This is a genomic window from Putridiphycobacter roseus, assembly GCF_003234935.1.
Classification (GTDB): Bacteria; Bacteroidota; Bacteroidia; order Flavobacteriales_D; family Crocinitomicaceae; genus Putridiphycobacter; species Putridiphycobacter roseus.
Genome location: NZ_QKSB01000016.1, coordinates 40,625 through 59,525, shown reverse-complemented (window position 1 = coordinate 59,525; position 18,901 = coordinate 40,625). Strand labels below are relative to the sequence as shown.

Here is an 18,901-nt window from a genome sequence, read left to right as displayed (position 1 = left end):
GCTTACGTCTGTAAGTGATTGTATTTTACAATAGCATTACCACAAAATTCAACCAACCCCAAACAAAAAACCGCCTTCACAACGTGAAAGCGGTTTTAAAGTTTATTCAGTGTAAAAACTGATTTTAGGTTTGAAGATTAAGGCATGCGTACATTTGCAAATTCATGAGCTTACTACTGTAAGTGATTGAATTTTCAAATAGCATAACGCCAATATTCAATGGCTAAAATCGGTTTTATACAAGGCCTTGGTCGATCATGGAGTCTGCAACCTTCACAAATCCTGCAATGTTTGCACCTTTCACATAATCCACATATCCATTTTCATCTGTACCATATTCCACACAAGCTTCGTGAATAGAAACCATAATGTTGTGTAATTTTTCATCTACTTCTTCAGCAGTCCATGAAAAACGTAATGAATTTTGTGACATTTCCAATCCTGAAGTGGCAACACCACCAGCATTAGATGCTTTTCCTGGAGAGAATAATATTTTCGCTTCATGAAATGCAGCAATAGCTTCTGGCGTAGAAGGCATATTTGCACCCTCAGCCACACAGATACATCCTTTAGCTAATAAAGTCTTCGCTTCTTCACCATTTAATTCGTTTTGTGTAGCACAAGGTAAAGCAACATCAATATCGCAAGGTGCATTCCAAACTCTTTCACCTGGAAAAAATTGAACACCTTCAAATTGGTCAGCCATTTCTTTAATCCTACCTCTTCTATTGTTCTTCAAATCTTTTAAGAAGTCCAGTTTTTCAGTATGAATTCCACCAGGAACATAAATGTATCCAGAAGAATCTGAAGCGGTAACTACTTTTCCGCCTAATTGTAATATTTTTTCAATGGCATATTGTGCTACGTTACCAGAACCGGAAACCGCAACAGTTTTGCCATGGATAGAATCATCTTTAGTCGCTAACATTTCTTTAGCAAAATAAACTGTTCCGTATCCTGTTGCTTCTGGTCTGATTAAAGAACCACCCCAGTTTCTACCTTTACCAGTTAAAACACCAGTAAATTCATTTCTTAGTCTTTTGTATTGACCAAACATGTAACCAATCTCACGACCACCTACTCCGATATCACCAGCTGGTACATCAGTGTTAGGACCAATGTGACGTGCTAATTCAGTCATAAATGATTGACAAAATTTCATCACTTCATTGTCTGATTTTCCTTTTGGATCGAAGTCAGATCCACCTTTACCACCACCCATTGGCAATGTAGTCAATGAATTTTTGAAAACTTGTTCGAATCCTAAGAATTTTAATATGGATAAGTTTACAGAAGGGTGAAATCTTAATCCACCTTTGTAAGGTCCTATTGCTGAGTTAAACTCCACTCTGTAACCTCTGTTTACTTGAATTTTTCCATTATCATCTAACCATGGAACTCTAAAAATAATAGTTCTTTCTGGCTCCACCATTCGCTCTAATAAATTAATTCCAGCGTACTTAGGGTTTTCATCCATAAATGGAATAATTGCTTCTGCAACTTCTTCAACTGCTTGTAAAAACTCAGTTTCGTGACCGTTGGTATTTTTTACCTTAGCCATAAACTCATCTATTTGAGCTTGATATTTATTTGACATGATTTAGGTTATATAGTTATTTGGAGACAAATTTAATTGTTTTTTAAATATAACATTGGTTTAACATCTAATACTTGTAATTTCTTGTCATTATTGTAGGAATCCTATTTGTTATAAAATCGTAAAAAAGGGCTTATTCTGTTATAAATCAAAAGAATTTTAAGTACTTAATATACAAATTTGTATGATTTCAATTTGAAATAGATGCCGGACTTCGAGTCCATAGAAAAAATTGCCATTTTTTCTATCCTCAGCCCTCGGCGGTTTATTTAGTTAACATCCTCCCGACGGCTGAGGGTGTTGATATGCTAGGGTATGACATTTATTTTTGTGCCGGACTTCGAGTCCATAGAAAAAATTGCCATTTTTTCTATCCTCAGCCCTCAGTGGATAGCATAAGGTTATTAGATAAAATACAAGAATAGTTGGATTAGAAAAAGGCACAACTAATAGCAATATTGTCTTCCTCCCGACGGCTGAGGATTTAATAGATGGTAATCTATTAAATGGCCTCGAAGCCTGAGGTGGGTGATTTTATGGCTATCTTATTGGTTTTGGTATTTCCTTGGTAATATCAAGGATTAAATCAGTAAATTGCATACAATTAGTTAATAAGATTGCACATACAATGAAAACAATAAAAGTCATATTATTTTTTACTTTGTCATTAGTATTTCTAAGCACCTCCTGCGAAAAACAAGACCCTGAACCAGTTTTTACCCAAGGTTTTTCTTGTAAAATTAATGGGGTTGAATGGGTCGCTAAAACGCCTACTTCTATTAGTGGGCCAGTGCCACTTTTTGTTGATTATATTGAAAATACAGGTGAGCTTTATTTGACAGGTACGAAAAAAGATAATGATGTAAATATTTATCAAGTGATAAGTATTTACCTGGTAAATATTTATCAGAAAGGGGAATTTAAAATTGAAACTTTAAAAGGAAATGGAGAGGAATCAGTTGGATTTCTTTCTTTGAGCAACAATATAGGTTGTGCAGGCTATTTGCATGACAGTTTAAACCCTGGGGATATTGAAATTTGCAAATTTGATAAAACTAAACGAGAGATTGAAGGCAAATTTAATATGACTTTAATTAACAGAGACTGTACAGATAGCTTGATGTATATCACAGATGGCCAATTTGCCTTAAGGTATTAATTCCCTACCAGTCCAAAATATTTAACAAATAAACCTAAAAATCACCTGTGCTGAGCATATGTCGAAGTATGAAAAACTTAATCACTTTAATATTTTTTGGAATCATGATGAATTTCAAAATACATGCACAAAACCAAATTGTAATAGATAGCACTTGCACTGAGCTTAGCCGAAGTGTGCCATTTACCTTTGAAGAACAGGTTGCCACTGTTTTTGAACATGTGGATTTAATGGAAGTTACCAATGGCAATGGATTGTTGTACGAACATGGGTTTCCGCTTTATACCATTGAACCAACTTTAATTTGTTAATTACATGAAAAATTTGTAAATTGATTGACTCGAAAGTCAAAAAAACAAAACGCTCGTTTTATGAAAACAATACAAAAACTAATACTTTTATTTAGCACAGCACTTTTCTTTTTAAGTGCCTCATGCGAAAAACAAGACCCCGAACCAGAATTTACGCAAGGTTTTTCTTGTAAAATTAATGGGGTTGAATGGGTAGCTAAAACGCCTACTTCTATTAGTGGGCCTGTGCCATTGCTAACTTACTATGATCAATCTGTAGGAAATTTGCAATTAAAAGCAACAAGAAAAAATTCGGAAAACAATATTTATGATGTCATAAATATTGTTGCTAACAATATTTATGAATCTGGTAAATATGAAATGGAAACAGAGTATAGTAATAAGGATAAGCGAGTTGGATTCCACGATAATGAAAATAATTTTGTTTGTGATGTTTACTTTCATGATTCTTTGAGTCCGGGTCATCTAAAAATCTGCAAATTTGATAAAACCAATAGAGAATTATCTGGCACATTCAACATGACTCTTATTAATACTGATTGCATTGATAGTTTAATGTATATCACTGACGGTAAATTTGCTTTTAGGTATTAATAATTTAAAATTTATATCAAAAAAACTCAAAATTATGAAAAACTTAATCACTTTAATAATTTTTGGAATTATTGTAAGTTTCAGAATACATGCGCAGAACCAAATTGTAATAGATAGTATGCCTTTTACCTTTGAAGAACAGGTTGCCACTGTTTTTGAACATGTAGATTTAATGGAAGTTACTAATGGCAACGGGTTGTTGTATGAACATGGCTTTCCGTTATATGATATTGGATTAGAAATAAATTTTCGTAAATAAAATTAAATCAGTAAATTGCTATTACAGAGATTTGTCTTTTGCGAAAAACGCAAAAATAAAAACCATTTGCGCAATTCAATAGTTTTAGCCAAAAACAAGGCATTACCTTTATAAAAACATAAGATTATTCATATGAAAAATTTACAGAAATTAGTACTCTTATTCAGTACAGCTCTTTTCTTTTTAAGCGCCTCCTGCGAAAAACAGGACCCCGAACCTGTTTTTAGAGAAGGTTTTACCTGTAAAATAAATGGGGAAGAATGGATAGCTAAAACGCCAGCTTCAGTTGGTGGTGCTATTCCAATAAGTATTACTTATAATGAAAATTCAGGCTGGCTTCACATAAGAGCAACAAAAAAAAATAGTGATGAAAATATTTATGATGATGGAAATTATAAAATGTTTGGGGTAAATATAGACGGAGATGAGATGGTGGGTTTTTTATCCTTAGAAAATAATGGAAATTCATGCGCAGGCTACTTGCATGACAGTTTAAACCCAGGAAATATTGAAATCTGCAGATTTGATAAAACTAAACGAGAGGTTGAAGGTACCTTTAATATGACTTTAATTAATAGAGATTGCACTGATAGCTNTAATGTATATTACAGATGGTAAATTTGCTTTTTGGTATTGAGTTTTAAACCGGACTTCGAGTTCATAGAAAAATTGCCATTTTTTCTATCCTCAGTCCTCGGTGGTTTGCTTCATTAACTTCCTCCCGACGGCTGAGGATTTAATAGGTGGTAATCTATTAAATGACCTCGAAGTCTGAGGTGGGTGATTTATGGCTATCTTATTGGTTTTGGTATTTCCTTGGTAATATCAAGGATTAAATCAGTAAATTGCATACAATGAAAACAATAAAAGGCATATTATTTTTTACTTTGTCATTAGTATTTCTAAGTGTCTCCTGCGAAAAACAAGACCCCGAACCAGAATTTACGCAAGGTTTTTCTTGTAAAATTAATGGGGTTGAGTGGGTAGCAAAAACGCCTGCTTCGATTAGTGGATCTGTACCTGTCTATGCAAGCTACATTGAAACTACGGGCCAATTTAATTTAACAGGAAGTAAAATAGATAAAGATCAAAATATTGATCAGTCTATATATATATATATCAGGGTGTAAATTCCTTGGGGAAATATCCAATGAGCACGCTAAACGGAGATGGAGGTGAAATTGTTTCTTTTCTATCTGTAAGTGGGAATATTGGTTGCGCAGGCTATTTACACGATAGTCTAAACCCAGGCAATATTGAAATCTGCAGATTTGATAAAACTAAACGAGAGGTTGAAGGTACCTTTAATATGACTTTAATTAATAGAGATTGCACGGATAGCTTAATGTATATTACAGATGGTAAATTTGCTTTTTGGTATTGAGTTTTAAACCGGACTTCGAGTTCATAGAAAAAATTGCCATTTTTTCTATCCTCAGCCCTCGGCGGTTTATTTAGTTAACATCCTCCCGACGGCTGAGGATTTAATAGATGGTAATCTATTAAATGGCCTCGAAGCCTGAGGAGGATGATTTGCTAGGGTATGACATTTATTTTGTCAGTGCTATACTTTACTTTTAAGCATTAATCCAACCCTTTAACGCAACTATACCATAAATTAAACAGTCTTAATTTTAATACCTGTTTTTAATTGTTTAATTTAGTGTTATGAAAAGAATACTGCTGGCTTTTGCAATCGCCCTTTCTATAAATGTGCTTACTGCCCAAGAGGTGGAGCAATTGGTAGGTGATTATAAGTTTGTAGAAAACAAAGGACAATGGCCAAGCAAAGCACTTTATAAAGCGGATGTGAGTTTTGGGAATGTTTGGTTAGAACAAACAGGTATTTTGTATCAATTTATTGATGCAGATGATATTCATCATGCTGATTTTTCTGCAAAAACAGTGGAAAATCCACAAATTCGTGAGCAATATTTATACCTACAGTTTTTGGGTTGTCAACCCAATGCACAGACCTCAAGCCGTAATAAAACGAGTGAATACTACAATTATTTTATAGGAAATAACCAAGATAGATGGGCAAGGGAATGCTATGGATATTACGATATTTCTTATCATGATTTATACCCGGGGGTAGATGCCAGAATATTTGAAAAAAACAGACAATTAAAGTATGAATTTAAAGTCGCTCCCCAAGGAGACCCAAATAACATTCAGCTAAAGTACAATGGTCAAGAATCGATTAAAATATTAAAAGATGGACGATTAAAAATAAAAACAGGACTCGGAGACATCTTTGAAGAAAAACCAGTGGCTTATCAAATTAAAAATGGTAAAATTATAGATGTACCCTGTCAGTTTAAATTAATGGATGGTGTATTGAGTTTCGACTTGGGTAAATATGATAAAGACATTGCGTTGGTGATTGATCCAGTACTTGTATTTGCAACCTATTGTGGTTCCGTTTCCGATAATTTTGGAATGACAGCGACTTATGCATATGATGGAAAAGCTTATAGTGGCGGAACAGTATATGGAAACGCTTATCCGACCCCTGCTTTGGTTTGGAATTCGACTACCAATATTACGGTTCCTAATGTCAGTAATTCAATTACAACAGATGTTTTTATCAGCAAATATTCAGCAGATGGTACTACCATGCTATGGACTAATTTTATAGGAGGCGGTGATAATACACAAGGAACTGAAACGGTGCATAGTTTAATTTGTGATGCTGCTAATAATATTTATTTGTATGGCGCAACATCCAGTACCGATTTCCCCATGATGAATGCCTATCAAAATACACATGGGGGCGGATCTACTTTTTCTGTCCAGTTTAATGGCAGTAATTTTGGGTCAGTGGGCACCGATATTTTTGTGTCTAAAATCAGCGCTGATGGATTGAATTTGTTGGGGTCAACTTATATGGGTGGATCTGCCAACGACGGAGTGAATTATAAAGTGACATCTGGAAATTACAGTACTGTTGCAGCTTATGATTCCTTGACTTCCAATTATGGGGATCAGTTTCGAGGAGAAATTATGTTGGATGCAGCCAATAATGTGTTGGTGACTTCCAGTTCTCGTTCAATAAATTTTCCAGTTCACAATGCATTTCAAGCGAATAATGCCGGTCAACAAGATGGGGTGGTTTTTAAATTGTCAGCCGACTTTTCAAGTTTAATGTGGTCGAGTTATTACGGTGGTTCACAGAATGATGCGTGTTACTCTGTTAAAATTGACTCTTCTTACAATGTTTTAATTGCTGGTGGGTCATCTTCAAGCGACTTACCAAATACGGTAGGAGGATTAAATCCAAATTATATGGGCGGAAAGACGGATGGCTTTGTTGCGAAAATTATGGGAGACGGATCTAGTGTCATTCAGTCGACTTATATAGGGACAGCGGCATATGATCAAAGTATTTTTGTGGAGATTGATCGGGACGATAATGTGTATTTAGTAGGAGTTTCAGATGGAGCTATGCCGGTTGTCAATGCGGGATATTCCAATGCCAATAGCGGACAATTTATCATGAAATTGAATCCAAGTTTAACCAGTATAGATTATGCAACCATTTTTGGAAATGGAAACGGACAACCTAATATTTCTCCAGCTGCTTTTTTAGTAGATGTTTGTGGAAATGTGTATGTGTCGGGATGGGGGGCTAATATTTTACAAGGGACAGGTCTGAATGGGATGCCAGTTACTGCTAATGCCGAACAAGGAACAAATGGAGATGGTTTTAATTTTTATTTGTTTGTTTTAGAACGTAATGCAGCCAATATTTTATATGGTTCGTATTTAGGTGGTGCCTTGTCGCAAGAACACGTAGATGGAGGAACTTCTCGTTTTGATAAGTATGGTGTAGTTTACCAATCAGTATGTGGAGGTTGTGGTGGAAATTCTGATTTTCCAACAACTACTAATGCTTGGTCAGCCAATAATTTAAGTTCAAATTGTAACAACTTAGTTTTTAAATTCGATTTTCAAATTGTGCCAGATGCCGATTTTACCGTAAGTGAATTGTTGGGGTGTGCGCCATTAACCATTAATTTTACTAACCAAAGTACCGACCCAAATGGTTCGGTTTGGGATTTAGATGCTGGAGGAACAATTATTCAAGCGGGTTCAAATCCAATTGTTTTATACGACCAACCGGGACAATATGAAGCGATATTATACATTACCGATACAATTTGTAATTTAACAGATACTGCAAAAAAAATAATTACTGTTTATCCCGAAGTGAAATTGAGTTTGCCTAACGACACCATTATCTGTGATGCCGATATAACTAGTCTCGATTTATTAGCCAATAGTTTTGGTACGGCAACCACTTTTATATGGGATGACAATGATGATTTTTCAAGTCCGTTAAATGCCGGAGGGTTGGATTCTGTGATTACTGTTTCACCAGTGAATACTGTCACTTTTTATTGCAAAGTTTCAAATGGTAATGCCTTGTGTGATCAAACTGGGTCAGTGACCATTCAATTCAGTTCGGGGATAATTGATGTAATGGCAGATGCAAATATATGTGCTGGTAATAACGTAAACTTACAAGCTACTTTTCCTTCGGGCTTAAACATCACAGCAGATTGGTCACCTAAAGATTATATTACTTACGAAAGTCCAACTACTGGTTTAGCAAAGGCAAATCCACCAAAAACACAATATTATTATGTTACCGCTAATATTAATGGCTGTATTTTTTATGATTCAGTTTGGGTAAAGGTCGATCAATTGCCAAGTGATTCTGTTTATATTATTGCAACGCAAATAGAGGTTGTTGATGGTGGAACGACAATTTTATCTGCTATGCCAAATCAACCTTATTATCATTATTTGTGGTCGCCTGCTGCAAGGGTGGAACAACCCAATAACCAAACGACTAAAACTTATTCGATTACAGATGATACAGAGTTTACCGTTCAGGTGACCAACGACGCTTGTACAAAAACAGCGAAAGTACTCATTAAAGTACTGGAGTTTATTTGTGGTGATGTTTATGTTTTTGTTCCAAGTGCTTTTACGCCGGATAGCGACAATGTGAATGATCAGGTATTTGTGCGTGGATATAATATTGAAGAAATGAATTTTATGATTTTTGACCGTTGGGGAGAAGTTGTTTTTGAAACACAAAATCAAAATGAAGGATGGGATGGTATTTTTAGAGGAAAACCACTCGACCCCGACGTATACGTTTATCACCTACAAGTAAAGTGTGTAGATGGTCAAGAGAATTTAATCAAAGGGAACATTACCTTAATCAAGTAAGTGAAAAAATTATTGTTCACCATATTTTTTATTGGTAGCCTATACGCTGGTATTGGACAAGATATTCACTTTTCACAATTTTATCGATCTCCATTAATGTTAAATCCAGCTTTAACGGGTAATTATAATGGAGACTGGCGATTTACCGGCAATCAAAGAAGCCAATGGAGAGCAGTTTCAAGGGCTTATAATACATTTGGTTTTTCGGTTGAAAATAATGAAGGCGACCTAAAACCAAACTTGTTTTATGGCATTAATTACATGAATGATGTAGCTGGTGATGGAGATTACCGAACCCATGAATTTAATTTAAGCGTGGCCCAACAGTTTTTATTCAAATCTAAATTGGCGCAAAAGCTTGTGGTCGGCGCTCAGTTTGGTATCAACCATAAATTAATTGACTTTAACGCATTTAAATACGATTTACAGTTTAATGGTTATAAATACGACGGCAATTTACCTTCAAATGAGCTTTTTACTAATGAAAGATACACCAATGTAAATTCAAGTTTGGGTGTTTTTTATGCGAGAACTTTTAAGTCGGCATTAAAAATTGAAACCGGTGTGGCAGCCTTTAACTTAATTCGACAAACGGAAGGTTTTATTGGAAACCCAACGATTGTGAGAGATCGTAGATTTGTCGTTCATGCCAATGCTGTTTATCCCATTAATTTTGAATGGGATTTGATGCCTGGTGTATTGTTTCAAACCCAAGGCGTATATAGAGAGTTAAACATTGGATCCAATATTCGCTATGTACAGTTAGATAAAAAGGGGGAGTATGTTGCACCTTATGCAGGTTTGTGGTTTCGTGCCAAGGATGCTGTAAATATTGTTGCAGGACTGTATTACAATAATTGGGTTGCAGGTATCAGTTACGACATTAATATTTCTCAATTATCTCCTGCCAGTAATGTTCGAGGAGGATTAGAGCTTTCTTTTCAATATATTTTAGATATTTTTAAGCCGAAAAACATTCAATACCGTATTTGTCCTGATTTTTTATGAGACTGACCTTAATTCTGTTATTATTTTCTCCATTTGTATTCGGACAGACTTATGTGCAATTGGTAGAGCATGCCGATAAAAAATTGATGGAAGGTGATTATTACGGCGCCATATTATACTTTCAACAAGCCATGACTTTTGATTCAACTTCAGTTGAAATTAATTGGAAAATGGCCGAAGCTCAAAGAAAATATAAAAACTATGAAGTGGCTGCCACATTCTACGCGGCTGTTTATGAAAAAGAACAGGCGAGAATATACCCAATGTCAATTTTTTGGTTGGCAAGCATGTTGCAGCAAACAGGACAGTATGGGCAAGCAAAGCAAGCGTTTAAGTCAGCCAAAAAAGTTTTTAAAAGAGATAGAGAATCTTATGAGTATCTAAAGGCCGAACAAGGGTTTAAAGCTTGTATTTGGGCTGAAAACACCATAAAATTGAAAGGAGATGAAAATGCAAAGCCCATTAGTGGTCCAGTAAATTCTAACGATACAGAGTTTGCCCCAAGAATCACTAAGGATAAGTTTTATTTCACCGCTTTAAAGGCAGATACGATAAAACCTACCGAAGAAGTAAATAGTAAAAACTACAAATTAAGTATTTACAGTGCCGATAAGTTTAACCGTACTTTTTCAAATGTAGAAATTGTTAGTGGAGAAGGCTTGGCGGACTACAATTATGGAAATGGTTGTTTTAGTACTGACGGAAAACGCTTTTATTTTACCCGTTGTGATGCCGGTAATAATTGTAAAATATTTGTGGGTAAGCTGGTCGATAATAAATTGACTGATATCGATAGCTTAGGGGAGGTCATCAACGATTATGCGGCACAAACCACTATGCCACACATTACGGTAATTAACGGAGAGGAATACTTGTTTTTTGCATCCAATCGATACAAATCCATTGGTGGATACGATATTTGGGCTTCTAAAATAACGGATGGCAATCAATACAGTAAAGCGTTTAATTTAGGCAATAAAATCAATTCGATAGAGGATGAGATTAGTCCTTTTTATGACAGGGAAACAGATCGTTTGTACTTTTCTTCCACTTGGCACATTGGGTTTGGTGGGTTTGATATTTTTTATAGCGAAAACACTAGCAGTGTCATGCAATTTGGGGAAGTTGAAAATGCTGGTTTACCTTTTAATTCTCCGCAGAATGACACTTATTATACCGTTGATCCTGAAAATGGTGATGCTTACTTTTCATCCAATAGAAAAGGAGTAAGTTATTCGGTGAACCCCACTTGTTGTAATGATATTTTTGTGATGAAAAATTCAACACTCATCAAACCAAAAGCTTTTCGTTTTCCCGACTTAGCTACCTTAAACAAAGTATTGCCGGTTAAACTATATTTTCACAACGACGAACCCAATCCTAAAACTACCGATACCGTTACACAGTATAACTACATTCAAACCTATCAAAATTATTTACAACTAAAAAAACAATACAAGTCGGCTTATAGTAAAGGGTTAATCGGAGAAGAATCGGAAGATGCAAAGGAGGATATTGAAGATTTTTTTGTGGAATACATAGAACAAGGGGTAGCCGATTTGGAGGAATTCACCCGTTTACTAAAAATAGAACTATTAAAGGGACAAGCCTTGGTAATTTCCATCAAAGGTTTTGCATCCCCTTTGGCAAAATCCGACTATAACGTCAACCTGACCAAGCGTAGAATTGATTCCTATAAAAATTACCTCAGTGAAATTGAGGGCGGTTTTTTTGAGCCTTATTTAAAAAACGGGGCTTTGCAAATTGAAGCCATTCCTTATGGAGAATACACAGCCAATGCTTTTGCAAGTGATAATGTAAAAGACCAAAAGAATTCGGTATACAGTAGAAAAGCAGCCATTGAAAGAAGAATTGAAATTCAGTCTGTCACTGTGCAAGATGAATCAGTATTGCCTATCAAAGTAAGTCCATTGGTCTACGATTTTGGTATGGTAAACACAAGTGAATTATTGAAGCACACTTTTACCATTGAAAACCAAGGTTCAGATACTTTACACATCAAAGAAGTGATTGATGAGTGCGCTTGTACCGGCTCTAGTATAGAAAATGAAACCATTCTATCAGGGGAATCTGTTACTTTAACTACCAAGTTTAGTCCCAACGACATCCAAGGCTTTTCAGTCAACCGAATTTTAATTGTATTTGAAAACGGTTTCACCAAAGTATTGACGACTACGGCTGAAGTTGCTCAAAATTAAGCGAGTGTAAAAAGCCAGTAAAATCAAAAGGTTTCAACTGTTTTTGAATAAAGCTCTGAAAAATAATTACTTAATAATTTGCTTTAGTTTTTTTTTTTTTCATATTTGGAAGAACAAAAGTAAATAAAAAAACTGTCAGTTCGAGTGATCCGTCGGTAGACGGATAACGTTGTGCTGAGCTTGTCGAAGCATATCGAGAACAAGTTTTTGTGCTCAATTAAGTAGAATAAAAAACCAATCCCCGTGATGAAAATTAATCCAAATATCCTAGTTTTAACAATATGTACATTCTCGCTATTGGCCTGTAAAAAAGACCAAGCTGAAATAGCTGCGTTTAATAAAAATTGTAGCTGTGCGGAAGAGGTGAGTGCTGAGTTTTTGATAGAAAACGTCAGTAACTTTAGTAATTACAGTGTTGATACTGATAGTTGCCATGCTGGTAGAAATATTCGTTTTACTGCAATAGAAGAAAACGCCAATTATACATGGTATATTGGTGCAGAAGTGCTAACTGAGCGGTCTTTTGTGCGTTTTTTTCCAACGGATCTAGCTGGTCAAAGTATTCCAATTTCTCTCAAAGTTGAAAAAACGCCGAATACTATTTGTTTGCCATATGATGACGGCTTGGATTCTACTGAGAGATTTCTCGGAATAGCTGATCCTTATAATTCCTTTGATTTTTACAATACCCCCCAACCTCAATGGGAAGGTACGTTCAGAATGAAAGAAGAGGGCGGAAAAGACAGTGTAGATATTAAAGTTTATTTGGGAGAGGGGAGAAATACATTAGGAGAACCGTTTCAAGATCTTTTAATTTTTGAAAATTTGAGAGGTACTAATGATTCCCTTCAATTTCAGACAGGAGCAGCGTTCTACAATATTATTTTAACAAATGGGAATGCAATAGGTGTAGGTTGCCTAGATGATGGCTATTTTAAAAGATTTTACCAAAACAATACTTATGAGATATTTCTTCCAAAAGAAGAAACAGAATACTGTTCAAACCGAAAAACATATCACTTAAAAGGTAGAAAAATAAACTAGAAAGTGACTACTAAAAAATTTAAATATATGAAAATATTATTTATAATGCTATTAATGCCATCACTTATAGTGTATGGTCAAACAGATTGTAAAAATGATGTGAACACTGATTTTACAAATCCTTCTAATAATGCTTTGCCAAGTATCGACGGATCTCAGTATTTAAATGGATTTGATTGGTTTCCAATTGTGGGGGGTATTTATGATGAGTATCAAACTACGAACATCAGTTTCGGGGGAGTAACCATTCCTGAGATGAATAGTATTATGACAGCAGCCTATATGCATTATCGATACATTTGGGATGGGCCTTTACCACTAAGAGAGAATGGTTGGGAGCTACTGTTAGTTAATTTAGGGCGTTATCCAGATGATATAACAACTATTACTGTCGGTAATTCGCAAGGTACTAAACCTTATATCGTATTATACAATCGCTACTCAGCTACAATCCGAGTTTTCGTTAATTACGGATTAGATAACACAGTTGGAAATGGCGCTAATGATATGCTTATTCAATTAACATTTGAGGACCCAACCAGCGAAGAAATAAATGGTAATCTAAGATTGTATGATGGCCATGATCAGGCCTTGGGTGACTCTACTACTATCACTTCAGTTTCTTCTGTTGTGCTGGCTCCCGCAGAAGGACAAAATTGGGCCAGTGCTGATTTTAAAATTTCCTATGACCCTTGTGTATGTTACAGACCGTCTAAATTACGCTTCGATTTTGAACAAATAGCTCAAACTAATATTCAATTGCATGGCCGATCAATCACCCTTCCTGATGAGCCCTTAATTAATGGTAATTTAGGCACTGATTTAACTGAGTTTTTGAATGGTTTTGTTTTTGCCAGAAAATACACCACTACTTTGGCCAGCATACCTGACTATGTATTTGAACCAGACTATAAATTACTCACATTTGATGAATTAAGAGTTTATATTGAAGAAAATAAACATTTACCAAACATTCCTTCTGCCGAACAATATGAAGAAACAGGTGTAGATTTAGGTGAGTTGAACCGTTTATTATTGGAAAAGGTAGAGGAACTGACTTTATACACTTTGCAATTAGAAGAAAGATTAAGTAAATTGGAAGAAGAAAAATAATTTAATAACGAAGCAAAAACTGTCAGTTCGAGTGATCCGTCGGTAAACGGAATAGCGTTGTGCTGAGCGATAACCGTAGCGAGTTGTGCTTAGCTTGTCGAAGCATATCGAGAACAAGTTTTTGTGCTCAATTAATTACAATAAAAAACCAATCCCCGTGATGAAAATTAATCCTAATATCCTAGTTTTAACAATATGTACATTCATGCTTTTGGCCTGCAAAAAAGACCAAGCAGAAATAGCGGAGTTTAATAAAAACTGTAGTTGCGCCAGTGAAGTGACAGCGGAGTTTATCATGGAGGAACTTTCTAATCCGTCTTCAACGGGTAAATTTACTGAAACTGATACAATATTCAGAGGTAAAAATGTAAAATTTACACCCATAGAAAAAAATGCTGAATACACTTGGTATGTAGGTTCTGAAGTTATATCTGACAGTGTAGTGCAAAGGTATTTTGATGAAAGCTTAGCTGGAGGGAATTGGCCCATAACACTAGTAGTTGAAAAATCACCCAATAAAATTTGTTTGCCTAATGATGATGGTTATGACTCTATTACCAAATATTTATATGTATCTAATCTTCCTATATGGAATAGTCCTGATGCTATAGTAGGACCAGTGGAAGGAGATTTTAGAGTAAAATCTGAACATCTCCCCGATAGTTTTGATATTAATATTGATATAACCTATTCCCCTCCGTATGTTTATTTTAATATAATTAATTATGACGGTTTTGGTAGTAGCTGTATTCAACAGGCTCAACCCAAACAATTAAATTACCGCCAAATGTGGGGTTTTGAAGGGGTAAGTACTTCGCAATGTGATGCTATGAAAGGAGATGTATATGTAAAAATGGATGGGATAGTAGAAATGAATTTTGAATTTTTTCATCATCCAGATTATCCAGGATATGCTAAAAGACAATACTTAGGAAGAAAACTATAAAATTATGAGAAAAAAATATTTTAAATTTATTTGATCACTATTATATTTAGCATAGTGAATAGAGGATATGCGCAATGCGACAATAATGTATCAACTAACCCAATTAATCCAATAAATAATGCATTGCCTGATGATGCAACAGGTGGGACGCCATACAGCCTCGATTCACGTTATTTAAATACGTTTAATTGGTGGACACCATCAAATTATTCGTTAATGAATATGCAGTTTAACCCTGGTGCACCCTATACTACTATGGAAAATATTCAACCTAATACTTTAGCAGCGTATTATGGATATCTATTAAAAACACCGGTATCTGGTGGTCAAGAAATGAATCATGAAAATGGGTGGGAATTATTATTATCGAATTTAGGTAGGTATCCTGATGGTACAGTGCATTCTGTAACAATATTACAAAATGTACCCTATCTTGTTTTTTACAATCGTTATAAAGGTGTAGTGAGGGTATTTGTTCGTTATGGAGATAATACTTATCCAGGTTCAGCAATCAATGGTGTGAAAATTAATTTGTATTATCTCCAAAATTCTTTATTTTCAAATTTATCAGGAATTTTTCGTTTAGGTGAAGGTATAGACAGAAGCTTAGATCAAAATACAGCTGTAGTAAAATTAACAACAGTTGCACCCACCAATGGGCAAGCTCACTTTTGGATGAGTGGTGATTTTCAGGTAGCTTATGACCCTTGTGTATGCAATAATCTAACAGATATTTCTTTAGATTTTGAGTTTTTTACTACAACAGATTTAAAACTATATGGTAGAGCAGTAACAATTGACGAACCCTTGATAGATGCAAACGATAATATTATAGATAACAATGGCTTTTTAAGCGGTGTGGATTTTACAAATTCACAAGCTGAAAATGGATACGTAATATACAAAAACATGGGGTCAATGGTAGAGGATTATGTTGCCAGATATCACATATATGATTCCTTACGTACTGATGCTAACATGCATAATGCCGAAGTTGAAAGGAATTTGGCTATATTAAAGGTATTTAAAATAGTAGTAAAATTAGGGCTGACAGTAGCAACAGGTTCACCAGAAATGGCAACTTTAGCAGTAATGGCTCCAGATTTGGCTTTTGATACCACAGCTGCATCACAAAAGAATAAAAAGGCTTTTTACAAAGAAGTAGAAAAAATTTTAGGTCAAGAATTTAACACTTACGTTAGTGAAAATTATAAAAAGAAAACCATTCCTGAAAAACCTGTTATGCCCACAGTATCTCGTACAGAAATGTATTTTGAAGGTCAGTTATATCAAGAACAATTAATACTCGGGCCAACATTCAGTACGCCAGGTTCTTTTGTTAATCAAGGCTCAAATATTTTAAATGAGCCAAATGATGTTCAATCATATCCAATTTATAATAACCCTTTAGGTATTTTTACTTTGTTAGAAAGTCCTAAAATAGATATGTCTTGGAATAGAACAGAACCAGAATGTACGTTTCATGATTATTTATATTCAGGCAGTATAGTAAATGTAAATTATTCTCGGTCTTTTAAAAATCAATATCAATTTAGATTAGCGGAGCCTTTAAATTATTCATTTAATTCTACTTTAAACATTCTTGATTACAGTATTGAAAGTGCTATTGTAGCAGAAATAGAAACAGAACAATCCCATGGACATGATTGCTACACACTTTATGGGTTGAGTTTTCCAGAATGTGAAAATTTAAGTATTAGTGGGGTTAATATGACTAGTAATAATCACCCTATTCTAAATTATAATGAAAACTTTAAGATGAACTCTTCATTTGTTCCAATAGATGGGATGCTTAATTTTGTTTCAGAATTTTCTTCTATTCATTCTGAAAGTTATAATCAAACATTTGGTCAAGCGCAAGCTTCTAGTCCAAATTTTCAAGATTCAATTTGTCAAGTAAGAATTAATGAAATTGATTACAATGAATACACCAAACCAAACATTAAAAATGTTTATTTGAAATTACTTGTTAATATAACCTACAATGATAGCACAGATAGTGGTGAACCGCATGAATATACTTATGTTCATACATATAAGATTGATATGGATAATAATTTAACTTTATATCAGAATAATTATTTAGTGCCAAATATTAATTCTACCGTATACAATTTATCACATTTTCCTGATAACCTTGTTCTAAATAATAAACACTTTAATGGAGGGCCGGCTAATATTATTGGATGTGTAAAAGATGGAAATTCTTATTATTGTAAAGCCAAAGACACTGTAATTATTCAAGGAGATTTAACTGTTGCTAATGGTTATAAGGTTTATATTCAGGCAGGAGAAGAAGTTGTAGCGCTGCCAGGTTCATCAGTTTCACCAGAAATCACTTTATTTATCGCGCCTGTTATAGATGAAATCCCAATGCCACCTGCAACTGAAACTTATGTTCAAAATTTTTGTACTGGCAACAGTCCTAATTCTGATGGTTACAAAGCTAATGTTCCAAAGTATTACCGAGTACAAGATCCAGCAAAACCAAATACCGAACCAGATGATAAATCACGATTATATGACTTCGACTTCACACTTTTTCCTAACCCAACAAATGCAAACATTGTTAGCTTACAATTAAATAGAGACTCTGACATTGACAGCTCAATAGAAATTACCATGCATGATGTAACGGGAAAGTTAGTGCAAATACAAAGCCAATCAACAGGCGCAGGAATGTATACCATAGATGTGTCAAATATTGAGTCCGGCACCTACTTTGTTACAGGTAGTACCTATGGGAATAAAGTAACCAAACGTTTAATAGTACAATAAAAATGAGACTAACAATTTTTACAATAATATGCTTACTGACAATAACAGCCTGCAACAAAGAAAAGCGCTTTTCAAGTAAGCTCATGAAAGGGCAGACTTGGAATGTTACCGCAATAACAGTAGATGATAAAGCATTGGCACCAAAAGGGCAGTGGCTCATTACCACAGATGTAGGTATTTATGATTCTGTACCCAGTGCCAAATGGATAGATGGGGAGGAAGATGCGGTATTCGAATGGCAGTTCCAAGACAAAGGAGAATCGTTTTACTTAAGCTATGTGCAGCAAAAAGATGAGGTAGATGGCAATTTATTGGATACCCTAGATTACTTTGCCTACTACTTAACTGGGAAATATACAGTTGATGTCCATAAAAAAGACCGAATGGTTTTTGTAAGCAAAACAACCTTGGAATACGAGGATAAGGAAGTTAAAATTGAAATTCAGCGGTGATGGAATTGGTTAGATGCTAACATCTTTTTTCTACCATGTTCTCGATACGCTTCGGCTATCGCTCAGCGCAACGCATCCCAACGAAACTGTAGGAACTCCCGATAGCTATCGGGACGAACTGACACTCGGCTTTTGTCTTGCCACTTATGTCTTAAT

15 protein-coding genes are annotated in these 18,901 nt (G+C 34.9%); 14 read left to right on the top strand and 1 reads right to left on the bottom strand.

From position 1 onward, the window contains the following. Positions 1–235: 235 nt before the first annotated feature. Complete coding sequence (gene gdhA, locus DNU06_RS16295) at positions 236–1,597, bottom strand: NADP-specific glutamate dehydrogenase (RefSeq protein ID WP_111064570.1); 1,362 nt, start codon at positions 1,595–1,597, stop codon at positions 236–238. Between the two features lie 628 nt (positions 1,598–2,225). On the opposite strand from gdhA, the gene DNU06_RS16290 reads away from it, so the two are divergent. From DNU06_RS16290 to DNU06_RS16220, 14 genes are all read left to right on the top strand, one after another. Next, positions 2,226–2,756 (top strand): hypothetical protein, encoded by a 531-nt coding sequence (locus DNU06_RS16290; RefSeq protein WP_111064569.1) that lies wholly within the window; start codon positions 2,226–2,228, stop codon positions 2,754–2,756. 68 nt (positions 2,757–2,824) lie between these two features. Next, the gene (locus tag DNU06_RS16285; RefSeq protein ID WP_146239293.1) at positions 2,825–3,067 is read left to right on the top strand and encodes a hypothetical protein; all 243 of its coding nucleotides are present in this window, start codon (positions 2,825–2,827) and stop codon (positions 3,065–3,067) included. A 60-nt stretch (positions 3,068–3,127) separates the two neighbouring features. Continuing rightward, positions 3,128–3,661 carry a hypothetical protein gene (locus tag DNU06_RS16280; RefSeq protein ID WP_111064567.1) on the top strand — a complete coding sequence of 178 codons (534 nt, stop codon included), beginning with the start codon at positions 3,128–3,130 and terminating at the stop codon, positions 3,659–3,661. A gap of 34 nt (positions 3,662–3,695) precedes the next feature. Further along, complete coding sequence (locus DNU06_RS16275) at positions 3,696–3,920, top strand: hypothetical protein (protein WP_146239292.1); 225 nt, start codon at positions 3,696–3,698, stop codon at positions 3,918–3,920. Between the two features lie 854 nt (positions 3,921–4,774). Beyond that, a complete protein-coding gene (locus DNU06_RS16265; protein ID WP_111064564.1) occupies positions 4,775–5,050 on the top strand; it encodes a hypothetical protein in 276 nt (91 codons plus the stop codon). A gap of 20 nt (positions 5,051–5,070) precedes the next feature. After that, positions 5,071–5,304 (top strand): hypothetical protein, encoded by a 234-nt coding sequence (locus DNU06_RS16260; protein WP_111064563.1) that lies wholly within the window; start codon positions 5,071–5,073, stop codon positions 5,302–5,304. A gap of 284 nt (positions 5,305–5,588) precedes the next feature. Beyond that, entirely contained in the window at positions 5,589–9,164 is a 3,576-nt protein-coding gene (locus DNU06_RS16255) for a DUF7948 domain-containing protein (protein WP_111064562.1), read from the top strand. Further along, a complete protein-coding gene (locus DNU06_RS16250; RefSeq protein ID WP_111064561.1) occupies positions 9,165–10,172 on the top strand; it encodes a PorP/SprF family type IX secretion system membrane protein in 1,008 nt (335 codons plus the stop codon). Then, positions 10,169–12,391: a DUF1573 domain-containing protein gene (locus DNU06_RS16245; protein WP_111064560.1), complete on the top strand. Its 2,223-nt coding sequence runs from the start codon at positions 10,169–10,171 to the stop codon at positions 12,389–12,391. Before DNU06_RS16250 ends, DNU06_RS16245 begins: the two co-directional genes overlap by 4 nt. A gap of 243 nt (positions 12,392–12,634) precedes the next feature. Further along, entirely contained in the window at positions 12,635–13,435 is an 801-nt protein-coding gene (locus DNU06_RS16240; RefSeq protein ID WP_146239291.1) for a hypothetical protein, read from the top strand. A 27-nt stretch (positions 13,436–13,462) separates the two neighbouring features. Continuing rightward, positions 13,463–14,548, top strand: coding sequence for a hypothetical protein (locus DNU06_RS16235; RefSeq protein ID WP_146239290.1), 1,086 nt, complete (start codon positions 13,463–13,465; stop codon positions 14,546–14,548). 157 nt (positions 14,549–14,705) lie between these two features. Further along, complete coding sequence (locus DNU06_RS16230; protein WP_146239289.1) at positions 14,706–15,494, top strand: hypothetical protein; 789 nt, start codon at positions 14,706–14,708, stop codon at positions 15,492–15,494. Positions 15,495–15,548: 54 nt separating this feature from the next. Continuing rightward, positions 15,549–18,293, top strand: coding sequence for a T9SS type A sorting domain-containing protein (locus DNU06_RS16225; protein WP_111064556.1), 2,745 nt, complete (start codon positions 15,549–15,551; stop codon positions 18,291–18,293). Positions 18,294–18,295: 2 nt separating this feature from the next. Then, positions 18,296–18,745 carry a hypothetical protein gene (locus DNU06_RS16220; protein WP_146239288.1) on the top strand — a complete coding sequence of 150 codons (450 nt, stop codon included), beginning with the start codon at positions 18,296–18,298 and terminating at the stop codon, positions 18,743–18,745. Positions 18,746–18,901 lie beyond the last annotated feature (156 nt).